Origin of the sequence: Hymenobacter humi (assembly GCF_042665855.1) — a bacterium.
Lineage (GTDB): Bacteria > Bacteroidota > Bacteroidia > Cytophagales > Hymenobacteraceae > Hymenobacter > Hymenobacter humi.
The window spans coordinates 4,210,397-4,233,571 of the sequence record NZ_JBHTEK010000001.1 but is presented as its reverse complement, the minus strand read 5'-3'; the positions used below and the strand labels follow the sequence as shown (position 1 = coordinate 4,233,571).

Here is a 23,175-nt window from a genome sequence, read left to right as displayed (position 1 = left end):
TTCGTTAATAACCTTTAGCTCAAGGCTTTGAAAGTTAAGCAAAAGAATCTGCCTAAGATATCAATAATTACTCCGAGCTATAACCAGGGAAATTATTTGACAGAAACTATCGATTCTGTTATCTCGCAGGGTTATGCAAACTATGAACTAATAATAATTGATGCTGGAAGTACTGATGAAACTTTAGAAGTGATTCGTAAATACGAGTCATGGATAACGTATTGGGTAAGTGAGCCCGACCGAGGCCAGAGCCACGCAATTCAAAAAGGATTAGAGGTAGCAACTGGTGATATTATCAACTGGTTGAACAGCGATGACTTGCTCGCTCCTGGCGCGTTTAACGCATTAGCTCGTGAATTTGATTTGGAGCGTTACGACGTGTTATGCGGTAACTGCGACTATTTTCTAAACGACCTCGACCATTTAGACCTGCGGAGCGAGCGTATGGGGCTAGGTGCCACGGTGGGAGATACATTTATTAGGCGAAAAATCAATCAACCATCCACCTTCTTTAAGGCCTCGGTCATAAAGCAACTGGGGATAGACGAGCAATTTCATTTCACAATGGACTTGGATTTGTGGTATCGCTACTTATTGCGGGCCGGACAAAGCCGCATTGTGTTGTCCGATACTCTGCTCACCTATTTCCGGCTACACGAATCATCAAAAACGGTGGCTCTATCGCCTCGTTTCGAAGGTGATGTTCGCAAGGTGTTCTATAATGTATTGTACAGCCTTAACCAGCCCGATGCACTATTAGCGTTTATGCGCCGTGCTGTGCCAGATGCTGATTTCAAGCCGACTCGTTATCAGGTAGGAATTCCCGTTGAAGAGATTAGCTCGTTCATACGCGTCAATGCTTGGGCTGCGCTCATTTATTACAACGAAATAGGCGACACTGCTTCAGCGCGCGAGAGCATTAAGGTGGCTCGCCGCTACGGTCAGCCCTTCAATCTTACGCTCACTCGGCAATTCATCAAACATTATTTGTTGCCGCGAAGACTGATATCTTGGATGGGGAAGCGCACGGCTTATTGCTTATGAATTTAGTCAGCATCATCATTCCATGTTATAACTACGGCTGGCTACTGGCCGAGACGCTGGACTCCGTGCTTGCCCAAACCTACCAGCAGTGGGAATGCATCATAATCGACGATGGCTCTACGGATACCACGCGGGTTGTTGCTACGAGCTACCAGGCCCGGGATAGTCGCTTTCGCTACGTGTACCAGCCCAATGGAGGCTTATCGGCGGCCCGCAACCACGGGTTGCAGGCGGCCACCGGCGAATACATCCAGTTCCTTGATGCCGATGACCTGCTGCTGCCCCAGAAGCTGGAACTACAGGTAGCGCTGCTGGCTAGCCATCCGGAATACGATGTAGTGTATGGTGCTGTTCGCTATTTCATGCACGGAGAGCCGGGTAAGTTGAGCCGGTCTTTTGATATGAAGGATACACACTGGCAAGTTGAGCTAAGTGGTCATGGCAGCGACCTTGTAGCTGCCATGATACCTAGCAATATCATGGTGGTGAATGCGCCCTTGTTACGAGTGACCTCAGTCGTCGCGTTGGATCCTTTATGGTAGAAATACGTGCCCTGGAAGATTGGGATTTCTGGTTGCGCTGTGCCTTAGAAGGGGCTTACTTCTATTACGACGGCCGGCCCGAAGTGTGGGCAATGGTGCGCTTACACCCCACTAGTATGAGCCAGAACCGGGCACGTATGTACAAGTACGAAGAGACTGTACGGAGCCGTTTGGTGGAGCCCTTACGCGCCGCTGGATTGAACGAAAGCGCCCGTGTCAATAAGTTTTGGCTCAACAACTTGCGTCATGGAAATGCTTTTCATGAGCTCAGCCGTGGCCGGATAGGCGAGGGAGTTAAGGCCTATTGGCAGCTCGCGCAGGAATCGGGCAAGTACCTATCCTACTCTAAAACAGTTCTAGGTTGCCTAGCGCGTCGCGTGCTGAACAAAAGCAATTAACAACTTAATCTGGTGCGGCCAGTTACCCCTCTGACCTTGCTTGTACTGCCTAAGCCATGAATCCAAGAGTTTCCGTCATTATCCCGAATTATAACCACGCGCGGTACCTGCCGCGGCGCATTGAGAGCGTGCTCAATCAGACCTTTCGGGATATCGAGGTAATTCTGATGGATGACTGTTCGCCAGATAATAGCCGGGATGTTATCGCCGACTATGCCGCGCGCGACAGCCGCATTAGTGTAGTGCTCAACGAGCAAAATAGTGGCAGCACATTCAAACAGTGGAACAAAGGCATTGCCATTGCCCGGGGAGAATTCATTTGGATAGCAGAAAGTGACGACTACGCCGATTCAACCTTCTTGGCAACGCTAATAGCCAAGCTGGATACCGATGCTGATATTGGATTAGCCTACTGCGATTCGTGGGATGTGAACGAGCAGAATCAGATTATTGATACTCGTGTGCAGTTTTACGAGGAGCTAGACCCCATAATGTGGACGCAGGATTTTGTTTTGCCTGGCGAGATGCTTGTGAACAAGTTCATGTTCTTTCGGAATATTATTCCAAATGCCAGCGCGGTATTGATACGTCGTTCTATTCTGAGCCGCACGGGCCCTGCGGACGAAACCTTCAAAGTGAACGGTGATTGGGTGTTCTGGGCAAAAATACTCGCCGTATCGAAGGTGGCTTTCATATCAGCCCGTCTGAATTATTTTCGGCGACACACCAACAACGTGCGTAGCACCACGATAACCAATGGAACTGCTTTACTGGAGCATAGCAGGGTACTTAATATGATGGCCACGTTAGGCAAGCCAGATTCATATTTCTTTAATAAGATGATTGATACTCTTCTTTATATCTGGTTCGACGGCCTGATTAATCACCAGATTCCTGTTAGTAAGCACCGCCAGATTTATATTAATCTGAGCCGGGTAGACCAGGGTTTTGGTAAAAGATTCAAGTACGCATTTGCACAGCGAATGTTTCCTAACAAACTGAGTGGATTGCGGCAGCTAATTGGTGATGGCTTTTTATATCGCTTTATGAGAAGGCGTACGACAAAGCATTAGCCATCTATTAAACACCCGATTGTTCTTTAGTTACTACCTGTTCCTGTTTATGATTTCTATTATAATCTGCTCGCGCAATAAGGGAATGCTTGCGCAGATAACCAGCAATGTCGAAGAAACCATTGGTGTACAACATGAAATTATTTCGGTAAACAACAGCACGGGCAAATACGGTATTTGTGCGGCTTATAACCTGGGTGCCAGCCAGAGCAAATACGAAATACTGTGCTTCATGCACGAAGACATAAAATTCCATACTCTGGGATGGGGGCAAGTTGTTGCGGATAAATTGGCAGATGCTCGCGCTGGCGTGCTTGGTGTAGCCGGCGGAACATATCAGCCAGCGGCACCGACAAGCTGGGTGGGGGCCGGACTGGCAAATATCCGAATGAATGTACTTCACTCGACGAATACAACACCTGCTCAGCTAGCCTACCATAATGCTCATTCTGAAACTGTGGCGGAAGCCGCTACGGTAGATGGCCTCTGGATGTGCTGCCGCAAGGATGTGTGGCAGGAATTTCCATTTGATGAAATAAACTTCCCTCACTTTCATTTTTACGACATTGATTTTTGCACAAGGATTTTCCCCAAGTATAAAATATTAATAACGTATGAAATTTTGATTGAGCATTTTTCGGCAGGAACATTTGAAAGGGATTGGCTGATAAACGCCATAAAATATTATAAATTAAGACGAGCCTACTTGCCATTTGGGGCAATTGCTCTGACTGCTTCTGAAGCGAAGGCCATAGAGTTGAATGTATTTCAACAAGCTGCCATGAAGACAATTGGTTATGATTTGGGGCTGCAAGAATTTGTTTTTGCTTGCGCAAAGCTTTGTCAATAGGTCCATTGAATAAGGATTCGCTGTGGTTACTAAAACAGTACCTGAAACATAGTTTCTCTAACTTCAAAAAGAGAGATGTGTAATGAGTAACTAAGAGTCTGTTCAAAGCATGATTTCTATTATCATTTGTTCGCGCAATAAGGATGCCCTCCCATTTGTCAGCCAAAGTGTCGCGTCAACTATTGGGGTACCGTATGAAATAATTGCCATTGATAACAGCGACGGTCAGTACAGCATTTGCGAAGCTTATAATCGAGGTGCTGCTCAAACTCAATACGATTTGCTGTGCTTCATGCATGAAGATATTCGTTTTCACACGCAGGGCTGGGGCCGAAAGGTGATAGATGCCTTGGCTGACCCAACCATTGGCGTTTTAGGCGTAACGGGTGGGCAGTATCAGTTGGCTTCCCCTGCAGCCTGGTGGGGCTGCGGCTTGGCTCTATGCCGCGAAAATGTGCTGAATGTATTCGAGGACGGTCATACCGAAATGGAATTGCGAAACCCAGAAGGGGCAGCCCTAACTGATGTGGCCGTGGTGGATGGCATGTGGCTGTGTTCGCGCAAAGCGGTGTGGGAGCAGCATCCATTTGATGCGAACACCTTTACCGACTTTCACTTTTACGACGTTGACTACTGTACCGAAGTGTTTGGAGCAGGCCTGCGAGTATGTGTTACGTTTGAAGTGTTGCTAGAGCATCATTCTCGTGGCTCGGTAAATAATGCTTGGGTGCACAACGCCCTAAAGTACCAGCGTAAGCGGCGCGGCCAGTTGCCTTTTGGGCCCGTGTCCGTACCAACTGCCGAGCGCCGCCGCCTGGAGCTGCGCGCCCTACAGGAGTTTACGGGACGCTTGGTTCGCGGGCGGTTTCCACATTGGCTGGTGGCGCAGTACCTGAGTCGTTGCTGGGCGCGGGCCCCCTTCAACCGAGATACTTTATGGCTTCTGAAGCAATGGTTGCAGCCGGGTGCACCTGCCAACCGCTAGATTTGCAGTATGCGCATAGCTTTTGTTACGTTGATGTACGATGCCCCATGGGGTGGAAGCGAAGTGCTATGGTCGCAAACGGCTGCCCGGGCCTTGGCCGAGGGCCACGAAGTATTCGTTGCCACCCATGCCTGGCCCGAGTTGGCCCCGCCGTTGCGGGAGTTGGCTGCGGCTGGTGCGTCGTTCTATTACCGGCCCCGCTACCAGGACACGCTACGGCACCGGGCCGGAAGCGTGTTGCGGCGCCTCGCCAACGCAGGGCTACTGCCGGAAGTAGTTGCCCTGCGTCGTTTTGCGCCTGAGGTAGTGGTGGTAAGTCAGGGCGGATGGAATGACTTGCTTTTCCATCAGCAGCTAGCTGACTGCCTGCGCGAAATCCCGTTTCTATTAATTTGTCACAATTACCACGACCCTGTGCGGCAGGATGATAGGCAGCGGGCCCGCATGATTGCCTTGTATGGGCAAGCCCGGGAAGTGCTAATGATTTCGGACCAGCAGTTGCGGGTGATACGCCGGCAGGCTGGCGACTTCCCTGGCTAATGCTCGCGTGGTGCAAAACCCGCTGAATTTGCCCGAAGCATACCCGGTACTTTATCCATCGCTTACGGCCGATGACGTGCCCCAGTTAGCCGTTATCGGTAGTTTAGACGTGGACCGCAAAGGGCAGGATGTACTGCTTGAAGCCTTGGCAGCAGCCGAGTGGCAAGCGCGTGCCTGGCACCTCAACTTGTACGGCCGCGGTCCCGACCAAGCCTATCTGGAACGCCTGATTGGTTTTTACGGTTTACAAGCCCGCGTAACCCTGCATGGGCATGTGGCCGACAGTTGTAGTATGTGGGCCAAAACGCACTTGGTGGTGTTACCCTCGCGCATCGAATCTGGTCCAATGGCGGTGCAAGAGGCTTTGCTTTGTGGCCGGCCTGTGGTTGCTGCCGATGTGGGTCTGGTGCGGAAATGGGTGCGAGAGGGACAAACGGGATTCATCGCAGATACCTCATCTGCCATAGCCCTTAGCCAGGCCCTTGACCGGGCTTGGGGTAGGCTGTTTGAATGGGAAGCCATGGGGCAGAGAGCTGCGGCTGAGGCCGCAGCACAACTTATTGCTGACCCGGTTGGTGACTTTTGGCGTCGTATTCAGGCGGCACAGTAGCTTTTTTAGTGCGCAGCAGACAAGCAACAATATGGCATTTTATCAACTAGGTATGACTTACGTAGGAATGGTGACTTGAAAGAAACGCTATGCAAGTGAGGGCACAGCTTTACGGGCAATTTTCGTTGAGCAGCCAGGTGAACTATACGGGCACGTACTTGGCCGACCTTCTGGAGGACCTATCGCACGCAAATATGCGGTATTTTCTCAAAATGCAGCCGTTTCACGCCGCGTCAGCTTTAGCAGCAGGTGCGGCTGCAGGTGGTGCTGAGCTCGCGGGGCTACGTGCTGTTTGACGATACGGTGCTAGACAAGGACCACAGCCGGCGCATCGAACTGGTGCGCTTCCAGTACAGCGACAACGCCCTCGGCGTGTTTGGCCGGCATCGGCCTAGTCATCAGTGCTGCGTCAACCCGGAAACCTACCAGTTCTGGTTGATTAACTATCACCTCTTCGTCCCCAAAGCCGGCAGCCAGATGAAGCTCGACCACGCGGCCGAGATGTTGGCCTAACGGGCCCCGTTTGGCATTGCCTATCGCACGGGGTTTATAGGACAACTGGTCCGCGCCACCAAGGCCCTGTTAAAGGGGCTGCTAAAAGCTGGCATTGCCATTTACTGCCCACTGCAAAGCAACCGCCTCGTCGACGATTTAGGCAGTCGGCATCCCTTTCAACTGGTGGCCTGCCTGAGTTGGTGGACCGCGGAAGCAGAAGCAAGGAAAGACCTGAAAGTGAAAATATACCAAAAGATGGCATGTTGAAACTCTTCTGCGTAATGACGTCCGCCCCACCGGACGGACTACCTCTTCACCAACGAGGTCGAGCCCCGCAACACGGCCGCTGCCAAGCAGGAAAGAAGCGTCCGCTGGACGATAGAGCAGCTTCAGCGTGAACGCAAGCAACTAACCAGCGTGCAAGCGGGCCAACGCTGGCTGGTCCGTAGCCAGCGCACTTGCACGCCCTTAAACAAGCCGCATACCAAACTAACAGACCGTCTATCAGCTTAAACAAGACTTTTAGGACGAGTATATGCGACACGAACTAGGCCGGCCTACGCTGGCGTTTGCGTAAGTCTTATCTTTGTCGGATTAGTTCAACAGTTTGTAGCACCCGTCTTCCTTTTGCGGTAGTTGCAGCCTGTAACAATATCATATATGCTAACTACTTGCGTAATAGGAGGGGCTGGTTTTATCGGGCGATTTGTGTTGGCGGAATTACTGCGCCGGGGCGACCGGCACGTGGTGGTGGTGGGGCGCGAAGATGATGCCCCGCACCTGCCTGCCCAGGTGCGCTACGTGCAGCACCCGCCTGACATCACTACCGAACTACTGGTGAAAACCCTTATTTCGGTTGATGAAGTGATTGACCTGGCCTATGCCACGGTGCCCCAGACCAGCTTCCAGAACCCGGTGAATGACATTCTGGTGAACCTGCCCGAGGCAGTGCGCCTTTTTGAGCAGGCTGCGCTGCTGCCGTTGCGTAAGTTTGTTTGGGTATCGTCGGGCGGCACCGTGTATGGCCCAGCCCAGACCCTGCCACAGTCGGAAGGCCACCCTACTAACCCAATCTCCCCCTATGGCATCACTAAGCTGGCCATCGAGAAGTATGCGCACATGTACTTCCACTTCAGCAAGCTGCCTGTGGTGTGCGTGCGGCCGGCTAATGCCTTCGGGCCAGGGCAGCGCGTGTACGCGGGGCAGGGTTTCATAGGCACGGCTATTGCCTCGCTGCTCGACGGACGTCCCATCGATATTTTTGGCGAGGATGGTACCATTCGCGATTATCTGCACGTACGCGACATGGCTACCGGTATTGTGGCTGCCCTGGTTGATGGGCAGCCCGGCGAGGTGTACAATCTGGGCAGTGGCGAGGGCTACAGCAACCGCTACGTCGTAGATATCTTGCTGCCACTGGCTCGCGCCAAGGGCCTGACTCCCGAAATTCGCATTCTCCCCGAGCGCCTTTTTGATGTAAAAGCCAACGTGCTCGACATCAGTAAGCTTCATGCCCACACCGGCTGGCAGCCCTCGCAATCGTTCAGCAAATCGCTGGAGCAGACCTGGGACTGGTACGTGGCAAATTATGAGCGCGCACCTATCGACAAGTAGCCATCCCAACCAGATTGATAAAACGAGGCTGGCCCAATGGGTCGGCCCCACGTCTTGCCTTTATAATGAGTAAACGCCTGCGCATCGGCTTTGTATCGAATACTAACCCGCTGGACCGACGGTCGTGGTCGGGGGTGCATTATTCCATTTTCAAAGCCTTGGAACGCAACCTGGGCGAGGTGGTGGCACTGGGGCCCATTTCCATGCGCTGGCCTTTTGCCTTAGGGGACCGGCTGAACAGTTGGCTGGTGCGCCCGCTCACTGGCAGGCGCTACCAGTACGGATGGAGCATTGCCGTGGCGCGGTGGTACGCCCGGGTATTTGAGCGCAAACTGGCCCGCGAGCATTTCGATTTGCTCGTGGCTCCGGCTTCGTTCACTGAGATAGCCTACCTGCGCACCAAGGTGCCCATCGTCTACATCGAAGACTCGACGCTCATGCAACTTATCGACTTTTACCCCGGCCTCACTGGCCTGCTCGATATCAGCAAAGCGGAGCTTAACCACCTCGAAAGGAAGGCCCTCACCCGCGCCAGCCTCGTGTGCTACTCCTCGGAGTGGGCCGCCCAGTCAGCCAGGGCCGATTACAATGCCCCAGCCGACAAACTGGCCGTCATTCCGTTCGGGTCCAACTATCCATCGCCGCCCACCCGAGAGCAGGCGGCCGCCCACCGCCCGGCCGTCAATGATGGCTGCCGCCTGTTTTTGCTGGGCGGCGAGTGGGGCCGCAAAGGCGGGCCAATAGCCTACGCCACCATGATAGCACTGCAGCAGGCCGGCATTTCGGCCACGCTCACGGTAGTAGGCTGCGCCCCGCCGGACCCCGAGAACTATGCTAACCCAGGCTTCCGCACCATTCACTACCTCAATATGGGCGTGCCCGCCGACCAGGCCCGCCTGCACGAGCTATTCAGCACCGCCGATTTTTTCCTGATGCCTTCCCGCGCCGAATGTGCTGCCATCGCCTTTTGCGATGCCAACGCCTTTGGTCTGCCTGTGCTCACCACCGACGTGGGCGGCATCAGCAGCTTTGTGCGACAAGGAGTCAATGGCTACATGCTGCCGCTGAGCGCCACAGGCGAAGACTTCGCCCACCATATCCAGCAAATTCTCGCCGAACCGGTACTCTATCAACGCCTGCGCCAGCAAAGCCGCGAACTTTATGAGCAAGTGCTGAACTGGGACGTTTGGGTTGAGGGGTTGAAACAGGCGCTGGAGGCGAGAGATATAATATCGCATCAGTAATAGCGCTGGAAAATAGTGAATAATTTGCTGGAGAAACAGAATTGCAGTAGTTCATTAATTTTAATTGAGATGCCATTAGTAACCGTTATAATTCCGAACTTTAATCACGCGCCTTATTTAGTCAAACGAATAGAAAGTATATTAAATCATGAATTTATAGATATAGGATTGATTTTATTAGATGACTGCTCGAACGATAACAGCCGTGCTATTATGACGCAGTATGCCGCGTAAGACGCACGCATAAGCCTATTGTTCAATGAGGCTAATAGCGGCAATACCTTTAAGGAATGGGATAAAGGACTAAAAATGGCTAAGGGCAAGTACCTATGGATAGCGGAGAGCGACGATTTTGCCGAACCCTCATTTCTGTCAGAACTTGTCCCGCTGCTCGAAGCTGACAACGATATTGTGCTTGCCTACGCTAATTCTAACGTTGTAGATGAACATGGAACTTCCAGTGGCACAACAGCCAACTGGAAGAATGAACTGTATAACACCAACCATTGGAGTAACGATTTTATTGTAGATGGAAGAAAGGAATTGAATCTATATCTGTCAAAAACCTGCACAATTAATAATGCTAGTGCAGTGCTGTTCAGAACCGACAACCTCGCCCAGCATAATGTTGTACATGTTAGCTTCAGTTATACCGGAGACTGGCTGGTGTACATAAAACTGGCAATGATTGGCAAAATTGCTTATAAAGAAGCTTGGCTGAGCAACTACCGAGACCACGCGCATAATTCCAGCAAAAAATCATTCAATTACGGTGCCCAACTTTTCGAGCGGCAGAAATGCTTTGCTTTTGCGTACAAATCAAAGGTGCTTGGTACAGTAGCTTTGCAGGAAATGGCCGCTCTGGCCAGCGACGAATTTTTTGCCTTGATTTATAACCTAATAAAGCGAAGCTGGCGCCCGCAACTGTTAGGTAAGTACATTAAAGGAATTGTAAAAATTAGCCCAGGATTTTTTTGTTAATTCAGAAGAATGCACTTAAAAATATTTTTTAAAGAATTATAATTGATTAATAATAAAATAGTACAATGGTTATTGATTGCACTAGTGCATGGATTAATCTCTGTCCTCTAGAAGAGCCGCAGAGCCTTGCGCAAGATTATGGAAAAGCATTTAATTGTTTGTGGCGAAATGCAATGGCTGTATCAATCGGCTTAAAGTATGATACTATAGATTTCAATCGCTAAGCGATAGACAAAGAGTGAAAATGGAAAATATCCCACGAGTAAGCGTTATAATCCCTTCCTTTAATCGATTTGATTTAATTCCGGAAACCATCAAATCGGTACAAGCACAGACTATCACTGATTGGGAGCTATTAATCGTGGATGACGGTTCGACGGACGCCACCCGGGAAGTTGTACGTAGCTACGCTGAACTGGACAGCCGGATTCGCTTCATGGAGCGAAGCCACCAGCCGAAAGGACCGTCTTCGTGTCGCAATATCGGAATTGCAGCAGCGCGAGCGCCGTATTGTATATTTCTGGATTCGGACGACTTATTAGCACCTAATTGCTTGATAGGAAGGCTTGCGGTTGCTCACGCAGAACCCAATATTGCTTTGCATGTCTTCCAGATGCAATTTTTTTATTCGCAACCGGGCGATACCGACCGTTTGTTTATGTATGCCGATGCTAATGACGCATTGGGGTCGATATTGCTAAAAGGGTCGCCTTGGGGAATTACCTGCCCACTGTGGCAAACTAATGTGTGCCGTAACTTGAATGGATTCGATGAAAAGTTGCAATCCTGGGAAGACTGGGACCTACACATTCGAGCATTTGTAGCAGGATGCACCTACAAAATTCACCCCGTTGTTGATTGTTTCTGTCGTCAAGGATTAGTTAGTCTTACGTCGCAGCATAAAAGCACCGCTCATTTACTGCAGAAAATTGATTTATATATCAGATTAAGCCAACTATTTGATCAGCATAAGCTAGCGGCTGTCTATAAAACCAGGCTTGCAGGTAAATGCTTGGCCTTATGTGGTGAATTGAACGAAGCAGGGCAACGCGATGAAGCAGATAAAGCTTGGACACGATTTGGCAATGAAGGCGTGCTAACAACGAGAGAGCGTGATGTAGGCCGCATCTATTTGCACCTAAGAAAAACTGTATTCACAAATCAAGTAGGGGTTTTAACTAAACTGCTGCGCAAAGCCTTTTCTGCCTTAACATCTACTGATTTCGCTTGGGGCTATTGATTCTAGCGAAGTTGGATTTAGGAAGTATCATATATAATAAGTTTTTTTGTTTATTATAATAGAAAAGATGACAAATGTTTCTCGAAGTAGGTCTGCATTTTGGGCTGCGCTTTCTACTCAAGCTTTTACTATCATTTCAATGGCGGTTTCTATTATCAGTGCCCCGCTGATGATAAAATACCTGGATAAAGAGGCTTATGGTCTTTCTATTATCTTTTATCAGATTATCAACTATCTGTCATTATTCGACTTTGGCCTTTCCACTGCAGTTAATCGCCATTTAGCGTTGCACCGCGCCGATACAGACGAAAATCGGCAGATGACTAATCGCATCATTACCACGGCTATGGTAATGGGTGGGGTATTCGGCTCATTCACCATTATAATAGGATTTGTGTTTGCCCCTTCACTACCGGGATTTTACCATCTGAGGCCCGATTTGGCCGCTCCGGCAGTGCCCATCGTGATAACCTTAAGCTTGGTTATTGCAGGGCAGTTTATGCAACGGGGGCTGGGGAGCCTGTTTTATGCACACCATCGACAAACGCTAATTGGTACCCCCTATTTATTGTCAGTATGTTGACGACTGGCCTCACCATCTTGTTGTTATCGCGGGGGTGGGAATGTGGTCGTTCATGTACGCCAACATATTCCAGTTTTCCCTGACGCTCATTGTTCAGGTCACCATGGTGTGGCGCTATTATCCGCACCTGCGCATTGGCTGGCGCTTTTTTGATAAGGCGCTGGTCAGTACCATGATGGGGTATGGATTTTTTATGTTTCTACATGGCTTGGCCGGTCAGGTCATTCTTTTTCTGACCGGATGGTTATTGGTAAGGTGCTGACCTTGGCATTTGTGACAATATTTTCTATTACTGTTCGCATTCCGGAGGTGGGGATGAATTTGTTGAGTAATATTTTAGGCAGCCTAGTACCTGCCCTTGCTGAAATAGCAGTACATGAGGGCGAAAGCAAAACCAGTGAACACTTCAAACGCCTTCTAACTCTGATGGCAAGTCTAAGCATGCTGTGCTGCTGGATGATGGTAATTTTGGATAGATGGTTTATTCATTTGTGGGTTGGTGAGTCGTTCTTCGCAGGAACCTCTACACTTGTCTTAGCACTCATTGTGATGGTGCAGCAAATTATTGCCCGTACGGGGGTATTGTTTCTTGATGCAAAAGGCATTGTGCGGAATTCCAGCATTGCAGCAATTGTAGAGGCCGGCCTAAATATTGCCATCTCAATAGTCCTGGGCACCATGATGGGGCTCAATGGCATCTTGTTGGGTACAATTATCGCTGCGTTACTCACCTCTTCCTGGTACGTGCCGTTTCTGCTACGCAAGCACCTAGCGATAAGCTTCCGGATGTATTTTGTGCAAGGGTTAGGTAGGCCCTTCGTTGGCGTGAGCCTGATGGGTGGCGCGCTGTTCGGGGTCTCGTACCTGCTAAGGCCTTATTTGCCTGACAATTGGCTGTTGTTTGTGGTGGTAGCTGCGGTAACTGGCGTGCTGCTCGGATCTTTTGTGTGGATGCTGTATTTGCGTGGACCTTTGGGGATTTATGTGCCTACCCGGCTGCGACGGATACTGCGGGTGCCACCCATGCTCGCCGTCCCTGTTTAGGTATAAGCAAGGCTTAGGCAGTGTAGTTGAGTAGTACTACCATTAACTGAACCGGGAAGAAGCAGAATAGAGCAGAATAGAGCAGATTAAAGACTGCTTTCATTAGTCCGCTTCCCGGCCTTCTTTTTGCAATAACTGACCAATGGAACCAACACCTAATAAATTACCCATTCGCTTTTACGAGATTGATTTGTTACGTTTCGTAGCAGCTATTTCGGTCGTCTTTTATCATTACACCTTTATTGGCGTAACCCGGCAGAATTATAATCCATTGGTTTTTCCGGAGTTTGTGCCGATTACCAAGTATGGCTACCTGGGCGTGGAGCTATTTTTCATCATTTCGGGGTATGTAGTGTTGCTCAGCGCACAGGGTAAAACGGTGCGGCAGTTTTTTGTGTCGCGAGTGACGCGTCTATACCCGGCCTACTGGGTAGCCTGCACGCTAACCTTCCTGGTTAAAATTATCTGGGGAGCAGGGACTAATGCCAGTCCACCAATGGTAGATGACCTAGGAGCTAGACCAATGCAGTATGTGTATAACATGACCATGATGCAGACCTTTCTAGGCATAAGAAATATGGATGGTCCTTACTGGTCGCTGGCAGTTGAAATCACTTTTTATTTTCTGATTTCGCTACTAATAGGTTACTACCTGCTACGCTATGTTGAGTGGTTTTTATTACTATGGCTTGGCTATGTGGCTTTGCCCAAGTTAGCATATAGCGGCACCCTTTTTGCCGAATTGTTTTTTCGCGGCTATGCCCCATATTTCATTGCTGGGATGTTATTTTATCTGATACAACAGCCACAAGGCCGTACCCGCTATCGCTACGCCCTATTGGCTGTCGCTTACCTACTTGCGATGAAAGCTTGTATGGGCCAGGCAAAACTGCTTTCAACTTCTTATCATACATATACGAATCCGATGTTGACAGCTACTATTGTCACCGTGTTTTTCCTCGTTTTTGGTCTTATTGCTACCCGCAAAATCAATTTTGGTAGCTACAGTTGGCTGAAATGGGCTGGCGCATTGACGTACCCACTGTACTTGCTACATAGCGACATGGCCTTCATTGCCTTTCATCACCTACAAGGGACTTGTAACAAATACGTCTTGCTAGGTGGAGCCTGTGGTAGTGATGTTGGCCCTCGCATACCTAACCCATCGATTTGTAGAGAAGCCCTTTGGTAAGTATTTGGGTATCCATTTAAATAGATGGCTATCTAGGTTAGATAATCAACCAATTAATACAACGCAACAGGTGCAAGCCATTCAAAAACCCAACTGCAGATTTATTCCGCAATAGGTTTTTCTTGTTGCGGCCAATAAAAGCGTCGTGTATGCCGACCGTCTGACCGGCGGCTTCGAGTAGGTATTTGCGGTAAATCTGACCATTGAACAGCAATCCACGTTAATGCAGGAAGCTAAATACTTAGTTGTGTTAACCGATGGCGGGCTTATTTAGCAGTTCTTCATGACTTATGAACACGCACACGTAATTGAAATTATGCCCCGAAATCTACTAATGCCATATTATTATTGGCAGACTTATAAATTCGGAATAAAGTATTTTGAGATGGTAGTAGGCGGGCCGATGCGCGATGGGAAAGAATACCCGGTTGATGTGGTACAGTTGAAAACTGCCGTGGAGTACATGATTAAGTCGCAACCACCGGGACGGACCTACGGCTTAGTCCCCTTTTCTATACCACTCCAGCAGCTTTAAAATGAAAATTCTTATTGCTATTGAGGATTTGCGGACAGGGGGGCACAGGTTTTTGGAATGCGACTGGCGCAGGCACTTCACGAGCGCGGCCATGAAGTGCATTTGTACAGTCACTACGCTTCTTATACTAACCACGAATTGGTGCGGCAATTGGCTCCCAGCGTGCCAGTGGTGGCTTTCGATCCAGGTGTTCCGGGACTAGACTGGCTGAGCCTTAAAGTGCAGGGAGCATTACGACGCCTAGGCAAGCCTTTTCCAGCGCGAGAACGTCTGATAGAAAAACATTTGCGTCGGACCCTGCAGCGGCTAAAGGTAGACGTCCTCAACTCGCACACGATTAAGTCGGATTACGTGGCGGCGGCAGCGGCGATGCAGGCGAATCCCGCGGTACCAGTAGTTATCACAATGCACGGCTGCTATGAGGACTTTCTTCATAAGACTAGCGAACCGAAGGTAATCTTGCACGCACGCCAAGCCTTACAACGGGCCGCAGGCTTAGTATACCTGACTGATAAAAATCTGGAGATTTTTTCGGTGCCAGGGGTACGTCCCCTATCTGATATTCCGCATGCCCAAATTTACAATGGCTTCTCAGGCAAGTTATCGGCAGTGCTGCCCGATCGGTCGCAGTTAGGTGTAGCAGCTACTTCACTGGTATTTGGCATGGTAGCGCGGGGTATCGAGCAAAAAGGTTGGGCTTATGCCATCCGCTCATTTGAAGCCTTAAGTGAGAAGTACCCACAGGCACATTTGGTGCTAGTTGGCCAGAGCGAGTACTTAAGTCAGTTGAAATTGGCGCACCAACACCCACGCATTCACTTTGTAGGTTTTGCCGCAAATCCCATCGACTGGGTGCGGCTGTTTGATGTGGGGCTATTGCCTAGCTATTTTCCCTCAGAGAGCCTACCGAACTCAATTGCCGAATATTTGTTCTGCGGTAATCCGGTAATTGCCACGCGCATCGGCGAAATACCCCATATGTTAAAGGTGCCGGGCCAAACTGAATTAGCAGGGAAGCTCATTGAGCAAAATGGCCATGGGCTAACTACTCCGGACGAGTTGACGCAGGCGATGGAAGATTACTTGCTTCAGCCGCAATTATTGGTAGCCCACCGCCAATTAGCGCAGCAGTGTTTTGATAAGTTTCGGATGGAGCATTGTGTGGCTGCCTATGAAGAATTATTTGCTGCTGTAAAAGTTTAACAAGAGGTTTAGCCAGCTACAGAGTTAATTACGCTACTTGGTAGGCCTATTATTTGATGCCTTAAGTAGTTAGCGAGTAGCTTGTAGTAATGAATGCTGGATTTCTGCCAATAAATCAATTGATTACGCGAACCGTAATGCATATTTAATTTCTTGTAACTACTTACATAGGCTATCAGTATGATGACCTGATATGCCTGCCAGGCACGCAGCCGTTTTTGGGCGGTTTCCGTATGGAACCGCCCGAATTTCAGCAGAACCCAACGGCGCTGCTGCAACGCTAAGAATTTAGGTATGCTTCTATGTTAATGACCTTCTCTACAAAAGTTCTATTACTGATTCCAAATCTGGGACTGGGTGGGGCGCAACGGGTATTTCACGACCACAGCGTGGAACTGGCCAAGCACTATGCCGTCACAGAAGCGGTATTTAACCTTGAAGGCGGCGACCTGTACCCCAGCGGCAATCCGGTGGTGAGCCTGGAGGTGAACGGGGAGGGGCGTGCTGGCCAAGCTGCAAAATTTCCAGCGGCGCATCAGTGGGCTCCGCCAGCTCCGGGAGCGGTTGCGGCCCGCGGTGGTAATCAGCCACCTCGAAGGGGCCGACTATGTGAACCTGCTCAGCGGCGGCCCTGGCAAAACGATACTCTGTGTGCACGGCTCCAAACTGCACGATGCCAATATTCGGGGGCGGCGGGCTGGCTACGTAAAAAGGTCCTGATACCCATTCTGTACAACCGGGCCGACCGCATCGTAACCGTGAGCCGCGACATCATTCCCGAATTTATCGAAGGATTTGGGGTGAAGCCGAACAAAATAATAACCATCAATAATTTCTTTGAAGTAGCCCAGATTGAAGCGAAGAGTTACGAGCCATTATCGGCAGCGGAGGCAGCAGTTTATGCTGCCGCGCCGGTACTGGTAACCTCAGGACGGCTGACCCTGCAAAAAAACCAGGCCCCGTTGCTCCATTCTTTCGCGGCGTTGCGGCAGCGGCAGCCGGCCAAGCTCGTCTTTGTGGGCGATGGGGAGCTGCGCGAGGCGCTGACAGCCCGGGCCCGTGAGTGGGCCTGCGCGTGTACGCTGCTTGGGAGAGCGTAGGCCAACTTACGCCGGACTATGACGTGTATTTTATTGGCTTGCAGCAGAATCCGTTTAAGTACCTGCGTCCTGCCAAGGCCTTTGTATTTCCCTCGTCCTGGGAAGGATTCCCAATGGCATTAGGAGAGGCCATGATTTGTGGCCTACCTGTGTTGAGTGCGGATTGCCCAACTGGTCCCCGCGAGATGCTGGCGCCGGACACTGCGACTCCCGCTACTCCCCTCCGCCATGCTGAGTGTGGAACCTACGGTATGTTGCTGCCCATGCTCACGCAACCCGGCACACTAGCTGCTGACCAAGCCGTCTGGACTGATGCTATGGCTGCGCTCCTAAACGATGCCGCCGAACAAAAACAACTTGGCCAGCTAGCCCGCGAGCGAATGCAGGATTTCACGCGAGAACGAATTTTTGGTCAATGGGTAGAATTGGTAAATGAAGTGTGCAGTGGCTAAAGCAGCACCCTTAGTACTCATAGTTGACAACTCCCGCGCCGTAACTGGTGCCCTGAATGCAATGCGCCACGCTACCGGCCCGTTGCGCCCGGGCATGGCCTTCGAGTATGTGCTGCCCACCTCCAGCACGGGCCGGCCCGTGCTGGAGGCCGATGGCTACGTGGTGCATGAGCTGCCTTTTGTGGAGATTAGCCGCCGCAAAGCCGATTTGTTGCTTTACGTGCCAATGCTGTTGCTCAATGGCTGGCGGCTTCGTAGGCTGGCGCGGGTGCGGGGGCACACTCATTCACATGAACGACTTTTATAACCTGACGGGCTATGTCGCGCGGTGGCTTAGCTTGGGCCAACTGCGGGTGCTCACCCACGTACGGTTCCTGCCACAGGTGCTGCCCCAAGTGTTTGCCCGGCCTTGGCGCTGGCTGGCTGAACATGCCGCCCATCAGGTGTTATGCGTGTCAGAGGCCGTGCGAAAGTATTTTGACCCAAGCAATGCCTGCGTACGTACCTTGTACGACCCTTTGCCTGCGCACGGCGAGGCACTGCCACCATATATGGTATCGGCTAATGTCAACAATGCCAAGCAGACCGTGCGGATGCTGTATCTCAGCAACTACATCCGCGGTAAGGGGCAGAACTTTGCTTTGGAAGCTTTCCGACTTGCATATGCTCGCAACCCAGGCCTGCAACTGCACTTTGTCGGGGGAGATATGGGCATGGCGAAAAACCAAGATTTTCGGCAGGTGCTGGAGGCTACGGCAAAGGCCGCCGGCTTGACTGAAGTGGTGCATTTCGACGGTTTTGCGGCCAACACGGAAGCTGCCATGAAGGCGCACGACATCCTTCTCAATTTCTCAGAGGCGGAGTCGTTCTCGCTGACATGCCTTGATGCTCTGTACTACGGCGTGCCGCTGATTGCTACTGACTGCGGCGGGCCCGCCGAACTATTTGAGAATGGCCGGTCGGGGTTGCTGGTGCCTAACCGCGACGTAGAGTCCATGGCCATCGCCATAAATAAACTAGCGGCTGATGTTGCTTTGCGGCGGCAATTCTCGGCCGCCAGCCGCATTTTTGTCCGCCAGAAGTTTGCGCCGGCCCACACCTACCTGCTGTTGGCCGATTGCTACAGCCGCGCCTTGGCCGGTAGGTAATTTGGGTGTTTGCTGCATCTATTTCACTGCTTCCCTGATAGGTCGGTGACAAGCGGCCCTGGCCGAACCTTTAGCGCAGCCGTTTTTCGGGCCACTCCCTGTTTTCGATGCCCCCAACTCCCTCTGTTTTACTTTCCGTGGTTAGCCCCGTTTATTGGGCGGAGGCCTCAGTAGCTGGGTTGGTGCAGCGGCTGGTAGCCGCGTTGGAGCCCATTTCACCCCGGTTTGAAATCATTCTGGTCGACGACCGCAGCCCTGACGATTCCTGGATCCGCATTCAAGAGCAAACCGCCCGAGACCCGCGCGTTGTTGGCTTGCGTCTAAGCCGAAACTTTGGCCAGCACCGGGCCATTGCGGCGGAACTGGACCGGTGCCAAGGGGAATGGGTGATTGTAATGGACTGCGACCTACAGGACCGGCCAGAGGAAATTCCGGTGCTGTTTGCGGCGGCGCAACGCGGCTATGACTTGGTGCTGGCCCGGCGCACCGACCGGCAGGATTCATGGAGTCAGAAGTTGTTATCAAAAGTCTTCTACCGCGTGCTGTCGTACCTCACTGATACCCCGCAAGACTCAGCGGTGGCCAATTTCGGCATCTACCACCGCAAGGTGATTGCGTCCGTGCGAACCATGCGTGAGAGCATCCGGTACTTTCCTACTATGGTGCGCTAGGTGGGATTTCGCACAGGCTACCTCGACGTGATGCACGCCGGGCGAGTTGTGGGCCGCAGCAGCTACGGCCTCAGTCAGCGGCTGCATCTGGCCCTCGATATTTTATTGGCCTATTCCGACAAGCCCCTGCGCCTGACTGTGAAACTGGGCTTGGTACTTTCGGGCGGGGCTTTCCTGTTTGTGCCCGTTACGCTAATACGCTTTTGGGTCGGCCAGATTTCTCAGCCTGGCTACACCAGCCTCATTATCTCTATTTGGTTTTTCTTGGGCTTATTGTTGTCGGTGCTCGGCATGGTGGGATTATACACCTAGCATTTGCTGCTGGGCATATAAAAACAGCTGCAGTAATGCCTATCTAGCCCAGTATGCACGGCAGTTTACCCCCGCCGAGGGGAACCCGACGACCATTGGCGCCGTGCACTTGCACAATCAGGTGCGTGACCAAGCCGCACCCGGCCGTCTGGTCATTGGCTGGACTGGCTCCCATTCTAACCTCAAGTACCTCGAGCAAATAGTGCCCGTGCGGTCCAAAATGAAAGCTAAAGGGCTAGAATTTGAGTTTCGGGTTATCTCAAATCAGCCCCCGATGCTACCACTACCCTCCCTCGTGTACTTACCTTGGCGCAAAGATACTGAAATTGCTGATCTGCTGGGTCTTCATGTGGGCTTGATGCCATTGGAAGACGACCTCTAAGCAAAAGGCAAGTGTGCCTTCATAACGTTGCAGTACATGGCACTGGGAATTCCGGCTCTGGTGTCGCCGGTGGGCATGAACTCTGAGGTGATTTAGCACGGCTATAATGGCTTTGTGTGCGCCACGTCTGCAGAATGGGAGTTTAGCCTTCGGAAACTATTGTCAGACGCGGGTTTGCGAAAACAGTTGGGCAACGCAGCACGCGCTACCATTGGCCAACGCTACTCAGTGCGCGCCAACACCGCTAATTTTCTACGGCTGTTTGCCTAAGCCCGCGCCATTTGCGGGGCTGCGCCTGCATTGCGGCGTTGCCTTAAAGGGACATTAGCCATGGTTACGGTTATGCTTTGGAGGATATACAACCCACTTAGGTAGAAGGGCATAAGCGGTATTTTGTACCGTACGAGGGTGCCAAAATTTCCACTTGAAATTCCCACAGAAATGGCGAAAATCAGGCTAAACACAAAACAAAGAGTTAATACAGGGGTGGCGCTGATAGCAATAAACGTTTTTACCAATCCCACTCGCCATAAAATGCGAAGTGTAAGCACCAGGAAATAAGTGGCTTCCAATGCAGACAGAAGCATGGTTGGGTTACGAGCCTCCCACAGGAACGGGCGAAATAAAGCTACTACCAGCGCCTGTGGAGCCAGTTTAGCCATACCTCCAATGGTGCCATCCTGCGCTCCAATATTGTATCCCGAACCTTGTTCTGTCTTGCTGACCCCTTGCAAGTAATCGGCGGTTAGCTTGCTTTGAGCACCAATGTTCTCAATGTCAAATCGGGCGTCTGCCGCTGAAATCTTGACAAATGCATAGCCGGCCACGAGGAGACCTACTCCAAGAAATAGGGGCTTCGCTGCCCAGCGCACAGCTGTGCTGCGAATATTGCGTGTACTCTCGTTGAATACCCATAGTAGCGCCGGGGGCATGAATGCTAGAAGGATGTAAACTTTCATTGAGAGGATTACCCCAATAGCCCCTGCTCCAACTATTGTGCAGCGTAAAATATTACGACGTTCAATGGCTCCCCGATAGAACGCATAGAATAACCAGCCTAAGGCACCTATGCAAAGAGAGTCTTTAAGTAAGCCTGACCCCCAGAAAAAACCGAGGGCAGAAAAAACGGCTGTTGCTAGTTCCTTATATACCTGCGGCCTAATCTTCGCGAAGGTTATGTACATGACCCACATGCCGCTAAAGGTTATAACAGCAAATAGTACTGCAATAACTGTGTATGTATTAAATGAAAGTAGCGCAAACACCGCTGCTACGCGTACGACGAAGTACTCGTTGCTGCCATGGCCAAACCAGGTTAGTTGATCTGTGTACTTACTAATGGCTGGCGTGATGTCACCTGACGTTGTTACCAACTCCCAGCCCGCGGCAAAAGATTCACCAAAGGCCTGATATACAATTCCAGCTTGCCTATAATAATTATTAGTGTCGCCACCGTAAAGCGTATGATATAGAATGCCCAGCGCAATGGCACCAACTATCTTAACTGTTAGTGCCGGAATAAAATACTTTTTAGTATAAACATTGGTTACAGATGAGCGCAGATTATAAGCAATTATATAAACAATTGCTAAATAGATAGGGGTTATATAAAGGTCTTTTAATTCCATTATGGCTAGGTCTGCTTGTTCTTCTTCAGCCAGGCTTTAGCCTCCTTGTACTGTTCAGACTTACGCTCTGCTTTATCAACCACAACGGCGTAATAGCGTTTCGCTGCCGTTGCATCTTTCTCTTTAACGGCCAAACGCGCTAAGTTCATGTTGGCGAACAAGTAGAACCCGCCGGAAGTGTCACCGGTGCTTTCAGAAAATACAATGCAACGCTGGTAGTAGTCTTTGGCCTTGGCGAGGTCGCGGTAGCGGTTCTGCATTAAGTAGCCCAAGAAGTAGCTGGCGTACCGCCCGCTGATGCCTTCGTAGCCCGGCATTCCTTTATTAATCTTGTCAAGGATTTCACGGCTTACCCGTTCGCAGTCGGAAAACTCTCCTGGTCATAGGCCAGCAGGGCATAAAAGCGCTGGAAGTAGCCATTGTCGGGGAAGGTGGTGGCCAGGTTGCGGACCACGGGGAGAGCCTCTTCAGCGTTGTTTTCTTCGTTTTTGAGAATGCGCATGAGGTACACGCGGGCTTCAGTTGCGGTGTAGAAGCCATTAGTGGCCACACTTCTCAATTGTTGAAGGCCTAATCTCTTATTGCCTTTCGGGAAAAAGAGTAGTACTGGCTTTAGGAGAGGATAATTTTCCCCAATCCAGACCGCATAGTAGTTGAACAAAGCTTGGCCAAACTGAAACTCGGGGCTGAGTCCGTTGGCTTCCTGGCTTTTCTTGAGATAATTTAGGGAACGTCGTGCGCCTACTGTGGCCTTGCGCCAGTCGTGGCGCTCGCCGTGCATGCGCGCACTGAAGCCGTGAGCAGCGGAAAGGAAAAAGACGCTTCGTAGTTGTTGTTGTCCGCATCATAAAGCTTTTGAGCTTTGTTGACGGCTGTGTCCATATAGGCGAGAAACGCCTTGTCGTACTGCTTAGACTGGAAGTTGGTGGGCATTATTTTCCACCAGGTACTCAGCCCCAGCAAAAAGTACGGCATGGGGTGATTGGGGTAGCGCCGCCGCAGGGAGCGGAATTGCTTTTCGGCCCGGTCGTACTTGAAATTGTAGATGTTGTGGACGGCGCCATCCAGTTCAATCTGAATGTCCTTATCGAGGAGCAGCCATCCTTTGGTGTCGATGGCCGATGGCAGGACCCCCACCGTATCAAGTGCCACCGTTTGCATAGGAGGCGGGATGCGCATTGTATCGGGTTTCTGAGCCATGCTGGTCAACGGCATGAAGAGCAGACCCAGATAGATACAAAACAGCGAACGCAGCATAGGTAGAATATCGAAAGCGGACCCAAACCGCATTCCATCCCAAATCAGGGTA

The 23,175-nt window shown here is 50.8% G+C and carries 26 protein-coding genes and 3 pseudogenes; 25 read left to right on the top strand and 4 right to left on the bottom strand.

Annotation, left to right across the window (positions count from 1 at the left end; genetic code table 11):
- Positions 1–27 precede the first annotated feature (27 nt).
- From ACFQT0_RS23930 to ACFQT0_RS23810, 25 genes and pseudogenes are all read left to right on the top strand, one after another.
- Positions 28–1,044, top strand: coding sequence for a glycosyltransferase family 2 protein (locus ACFQT0_RS23930; RefSeq protein ID WP_380205546.1), 1,017 nt, complete (start codon positions 28–30; stop codon positions 1,042–1,044).
- On the top strand, positions 1,041–1,586 hold the full coding sequence (locus ACFQT0_RS23925) for a glycosyltransferase family 2 protein (protein WP_380205545.1): 546 nt from the start codon (positions 1,041–1,043) through the stop codon (positions 1,584–1,586). The genes ACFQT0_RS23930 and ACFQT0_RS23925 overlap by 4 nt, the downstream gene beginning before the upstream one ends.
- A 454-nt stretch (positions 1,587–2,040) precedes the next feature.
- The gene (locus ACFQT0_RS23920; protein ID WP_380205544.1) at positions 2,041–3,057 is read left to right on the top strand and encodes a glycosyltransferase family 2 protein; all 1,017 of its coding nucleotides are present in this window, start codon (positions 2,041–2,043) and stop codon (positions 3,055–3,057) included.
- Between the two features lie 49 nt (positions 3,058–3,106).
- Complete coding sequence (locus ACFQT0_RS23915; protein ID WP_380205543.1) at positions 3,107–3,907, top strand: glycosyltransferase; 801 nt, start codon at positions 3,107–3,109, stop codon at positions 3,905–3,907.
- 109 nt (positions 3,908–4,016) lie between these two features.
- Positions 4,017–4,892, top strand: coding sequence for a glycosyltransferase (locus ACFQT0_RS23910; RefSeq protein ID WP_380205542.1), 876 nt, complete (start codon positions 4,017–4,019; stop codon positions 4,890–4,892).
- Positions 4,893–4,901: 9 nt separating this feature from the next.
- Positions 4,902–5,432, top strand: coding sequence for a hypothetical protein (locus tag ACFQT0_RS23905; protein ID WP_380205541.1), 531 nt, complete (start codon positions 4,902–4,904; stop codon positions 5,430–5,432).
- A 10-nt stretch (positions 5,433–5,442) separates the two neighbouring features.
- Complete coding sequence (locus ACFQT0_RS23900; RefSeq protein WP_380205540.1) at positions 5,443–6,042, top strand: glycosyltransferase family 4 protein; 600 nt, start codon at positions 5,443–5,445, stop codon at positions 6,040–6,042.
- Positions 6,043–6,131: 89 nt separating this feature from the next.
- A pseudogene (locus ACFQT0_RS31740) lies at positions 6,132–7,063 on the top strand (IS701 family transposase).
- 134 nt (positions 7,064–7,197) lie between these two features.
- Positions 7,198–8,151, top strand: coding sequence for an NAD-dependent epimerase/dehydratase family protein (locus ACFQT0_RS23890; protein WP_380205538.1), 954 nt, complete (start codon positions 7,198–7,200; stop codon positions 8,149–8,151).
- Positions 8,152–8,216: 65 nt separating this feature from the next.
- Positions 8,217–9,395 carry a glycosyltransferase family 4 protein gene (locus tag ACFQT0_RS23885; protein WP_380205537.1) on the top strand — a complete coding sequence of 393 codons (1,179 nt, stop codon included), beginning with the start codon at positions 8,217–8,219 and terminating at the stop codon, positions 9,393–9,395.
- Between the two features lie 69 nt (positions 9,396–9,464).
- Positions 9,465–10,376 (top strand): annotated as a pseudogene (locus tag ACFQT0_RS23880) (glycosyltransferase family 2 protein).
- Positions 10,377–10,620: 244 nt separating this feature from the next.
- Positions 10,621–11,616 carry a glycosyltransferase family 2 protein gene (locus ACFQT0_RS23875; protein WP_380206120.1) on the top strand — a complete coding sequence of 332 codons (996 nt, stop codon included), beginning with the start codon at positions 10,621–10,623 and terminating at the stop codon, positions 11,614–11,616.
- A 139-nt stretch (positions 11,617–11,755) separates the two neighbouring features.
- Positions 11,756–12,199 (top strand): hypothetical protein, encoded by a 444-nt coding sequence (locus tag ACFQT0_RS23870; RefSeq protein ID WP_380205536.1) that lies wholly within the window; start codon positions 11,756–11,758, stop codon positions 12,197–12,199.
- 52 nt (positions 12,200–12,251) lie between these two features.
- Complete coding sequence (locus ACFQT0_RS23865; RefSeq protein WP_380205535.1) at positions 12,252–12,461, top strand: hypothetical protein; 210 nt, start codon at positions 12,252–12,254, stop codon at positions 12,459–12,461.
- Positions 12,440–13,243 carry a lipopolysaccharide biosynthesis protein gene (locus ACFQT0_RS23860; RefSeq protein WP_380205534.1) on the top strand — a complete coding sequence of 268 codons (804 nt, stop codon included), beginning with the start codon at positions 12,440–12,442 and terminating at the stop codon, positions 13,241–13,243. Before ACFQT0_RS23865 ends, ACFQT0_RS23860 begins: the two co-directional genes overlap by 22 nt.
- Before the next feature lie 142 nt (positions 13,244–13,385).
- On the top strand, positions 13,386–14,435 hold the full coding sequence (locus ACFQT0_RS23855; protein ID WP_380205533.1) for an acyltransferase family protein: 1,050 nt from the start codon (positions 13,386–13,388) through the stop codon (positions 14,433–14,435).
- 586 nt (positions 14,436–15,021) lie between these two features.
- Positions 15,022–15,483, top strand: a pseudogene (locus tag ACFQT0_RS23850) (glycosyltransferase family 4 protein); the annotation flags it as partial.
- Positions 15,484–15,504: 21 nt separating this feature from the next.
- Complete coding sequence (locus ACFQT0_RS23845; protein ID WP_380206119.1) at positions 15,505–16,173, top strand: glycosyltransferase family 4 protein; 669 nt, start codon at positions 15,505–15,507, stop codon at positions 16,171–16,173.
- 501 nt (positions 16,174–16,674) lie between these two features.
- The gene (locus ACFQT0_RS23840; protein ID WP_380205532.1) at positions 16,675–16,893 is read left to right on the top strand and encodes a hypothetical protein; all 219 of its coding nucleotides are present in this window, start codon (positions 16,675–16,677) and stop codon (positions 16,891–16,893) included.
- 38 nt (positions 16,894–16,931) lie between these two features.
- The gene (locus ACFQT0_RS23835; RefSeq protein WP_380205531.1) at positions 16,932–17,273 is read left to right on the top strand and encodes a glycosyltransferase; all 342 of its coding nucleotides are present in this window, start codon (positions 16,932–16,934) and stop codon (positions 17,271–17,273) included.
- Complete coding sequence (locus ACFQT0_RS23830) at positions 17,237–17,725, top strand: glycosyltransferase (protein WP_380205530.1); 489 nt, start codon at positions 17,237–17,239, stop codon at positions 17,723–17,725. Before ACFQT0_RS23835 ends, ACFQT0_RS23830 begins: the two co-directional genes overlap by 37 nt.
- Before the next feature lie 61 nt (positions 17,726–17,786).
- A complete protein-coding gene (locus ACFQT0_RS23825; RefSeq protein ID WP_380205529.1) occupies positions 17,787–18,032 on the top strand; it encodes a hypothetical protein in 246 nt (81 codons plus the stop codon).
- Complete coding sequence (locus ACFQT0_RS23820) at positions 18,016–18,873, top strand: glycosyltransferase family 4 protein (RefSeq protein ID WP_380205528.1); 858 nt, start codon at positions 18,016–18,018, stop codon at positions 18,871–18,873. Before ACFQT0_RS23825 ends, ACFQT0_RS23820 begins: the two co-directional genes overlap by 17 nt.
- 107 nt (positions 18,874–18,980) lie before the next feature.
- Positions 18,981–19,544, top strand: a complete 564-nt coding sequence (locus tag ACFQT0_RS23815; protein WP_380205527.1) for a glycosyltransferase family 2 protein — start codon at positions 18,981–18,983, stop codon at positions 19,542–19,544.
- The gene (locus ACFQT0_RS23810) at positions 19,545–19,856 is read left to right on the top strand and encodes a hypothetical protein (RefSeq protein WP_380205526.1); all 312 of its coding nucleotides are present in this window, start codon (positions 19,545–19,547) and stop codon (positions 19,854–19,856) included.
- A gap of 648 nt (positions 19,857–20,504) precedes the next feature.
- Here the strand turns inward: ACFQT0_RS23810 and ACFQT0_RS23805 are convergent.
- Genes ACFQT0_RS23805 through ACFQT0_RS23790 form a run of 4 tightly spaced genes read right to left on the bottom strand, consistent with a single transcriptional unit; the run spans position 20,505 to position 23,123 of the window.
- Complete coding sequence (locus tag ACFQT0_RS23805; protein WP_380205525.1) at positions 20,505–21,866, bottom strand: hypothetical protein; 1,362 nt, start codon at positions 21,864–21,866, stop codon at positions 20,505–20,507.
- 5 nt (positions 21,867–21,871) lie between these two features.
- Positions 21,872–22,183, bottom strand: coding sequence for a hypothetical protein (locus ACFQT0_RS23800; RefSeq protein WP_380205524.1), 312 nt, complete (start codon positions 22,181–22,183; stop codon positions 21,872–21,874).
- Between the two features lie 32 nt (positions 22,184–22,215).
- A complete protein-coding gene (locus tag ACFQT0_RS23795) occupies positions 22,216–22,647 on the bottom strand; it encodes a hypothetical protein (protein ID WP_380205523.1) in 432 nt (143 codons plus the stop codon).
- Entirely contained in the window at positions 22,608–23,123 is a 516-nt protein-coding gene (locus ACFQT0_RS23790; RefSeq protein ID WP_380205522.1) for a tetratricopeptide repeat protein, read from the bottom strand. Before ACFQT0_RS23790 ends, ACFQT0_RS23795 begins: the two co-directional genes overlap by 40 nt.
- Positions 23,124–23,175 lie beyond the last annotated feature (52 nt).

Bases quoted from the DNA above. Each gene is read 5' to 3' on its own strand.
- ACFQT0_RS23885 (WP_380205537.1), top strand. From the start codon at position 8,217: ATGAGTAAACGCCTGCGCATCGGCTTTGTATCGAATACTAACCCGCTG.
- ACFQT0_RS23815 (WP_380205527.1), top strand. From the start codon at position 18,981: ATGCCCCCAACTCCCTCTGTTTTACTTTCCGTGGTTAGCCCCGTTTAT.
- ACFQT0_RS23905 (WP_380205541.1), top strand. From the start codon at position 4,902: ATGCGCATAGCTTTTGTTACGTTGATGTACGATGCCCCATGGGGTGGA.
- ACFQT0_RS23795 (WP_380205523.1), bottom strand. From the start codon at position 22,647: ATGCACGGCGAGCGCCACGACTGGCGCAAGGCCACAGTAGGCGCACGA.
- ACFQT0_RS23820 (WP_380205528.1), top strand. From the start codon at position 18,016: ATGAACGACTTTTATAACCTGACGGGCTATGTCGCGCGGTGGCTTAGC.
- ACFQT0_RS23860 (WP_380205534.1), top strand. From the start codon at position 12,440: ATGGTTATTGGTAAGGTGCTGACCTTGGCATTTGTGACAATATTTTCT.
- ACFQT0_RS23865 (WP_380205535.1), top strand. From the start codon at position 12,252: ATGTACGCCAACATATTCCAGTTTTCCCTGACGCTCATTGTTCAGGTC.
- ACFQT0_RS23790 (WP_380205522.1), bottom strand. From the start codon at position 23,123: ATGCTGCGTTCGCTGTTTTGTATCTATCTGGGTCTGCTCTTCATGCCG.
- ACFQT0_RS23920 (WP_380205544.1), top strand. From the start codon at position 2,041: ATGAATCCAAGAGTTTCCGTCATTATCCCGAATTATAACCACGCGCGG.
- ACFQT0_RS23805 (WP_380205525.1), bottom strand. From the start codon at position 21,866: ATGGAATTAAAAGACCTTTATATAACCCCTATCTATTTAGCAATTGTT.
- ACFQT0_RS23855 (WP_380205533.1), top strand. From the start codon at position 13,386: ATGGAACCAACACCTAATAAATTACCCATTCGCTTTTACGAGATTGAT.
- ACFQT0_RS23925 (WP_380205545.1), top strand. From the start codon at position 1,041: ATGAATTTAGTCAGCATCATCATTCCATGTTATAACTACGGCTGGCTA.
- ACFQT0_RS23870 (WP_380205536.1), top strand. From the start codon at position 11,756: ATGGCGGTTTCTATTATCAGTGCCCCGCTGATGATAAAATACCTGGAT.
- ACFQT0_RS23875 (WP_380206120.1), top strand. From the start codon at position 10,621: ATGGAAAATATCCCACGAGTAAGCGTTATAATCCCTTCCTTTAATCGA.
- ACFQT0_RS23910 (WP_380205542.1), top strand. From the start codon at position 4,017: ATGATTTCTATTATCATTTGTTCGCGCAATAAGGATGCCCTCCCATTT.
- ACFQT0_RS23825 (WP_380205529.1), top strand. From the start codon at position 17,787: ATGCGCCACGCTACCGGCCCGTTGCGCCCGGGCATGGCCTTCGAGTAT.
- ACFQT0_RS23890 (WP_380205538.1), top strand. From the start codon at position 7,198: ATGCTAACTACTTGCGTAATAGGAGGGGCTGGTTTTATCGGGCGATTT.
- ACFQT0_RS23800 (WP_380205524.1), bottom strand. From the start codon at position 22,183: ATGCCGGGCTACGAAGGCATCAGCGGGCGGTACGCCAGCTACTTCTTG.
- ACFQT0_RS23915 (WP_380205543.1), top strand. From the start codon at position 3,107: ATGATTTCTATTATAATCTGCTCGCGCAATAAGGGAATGCTTGCGCAG.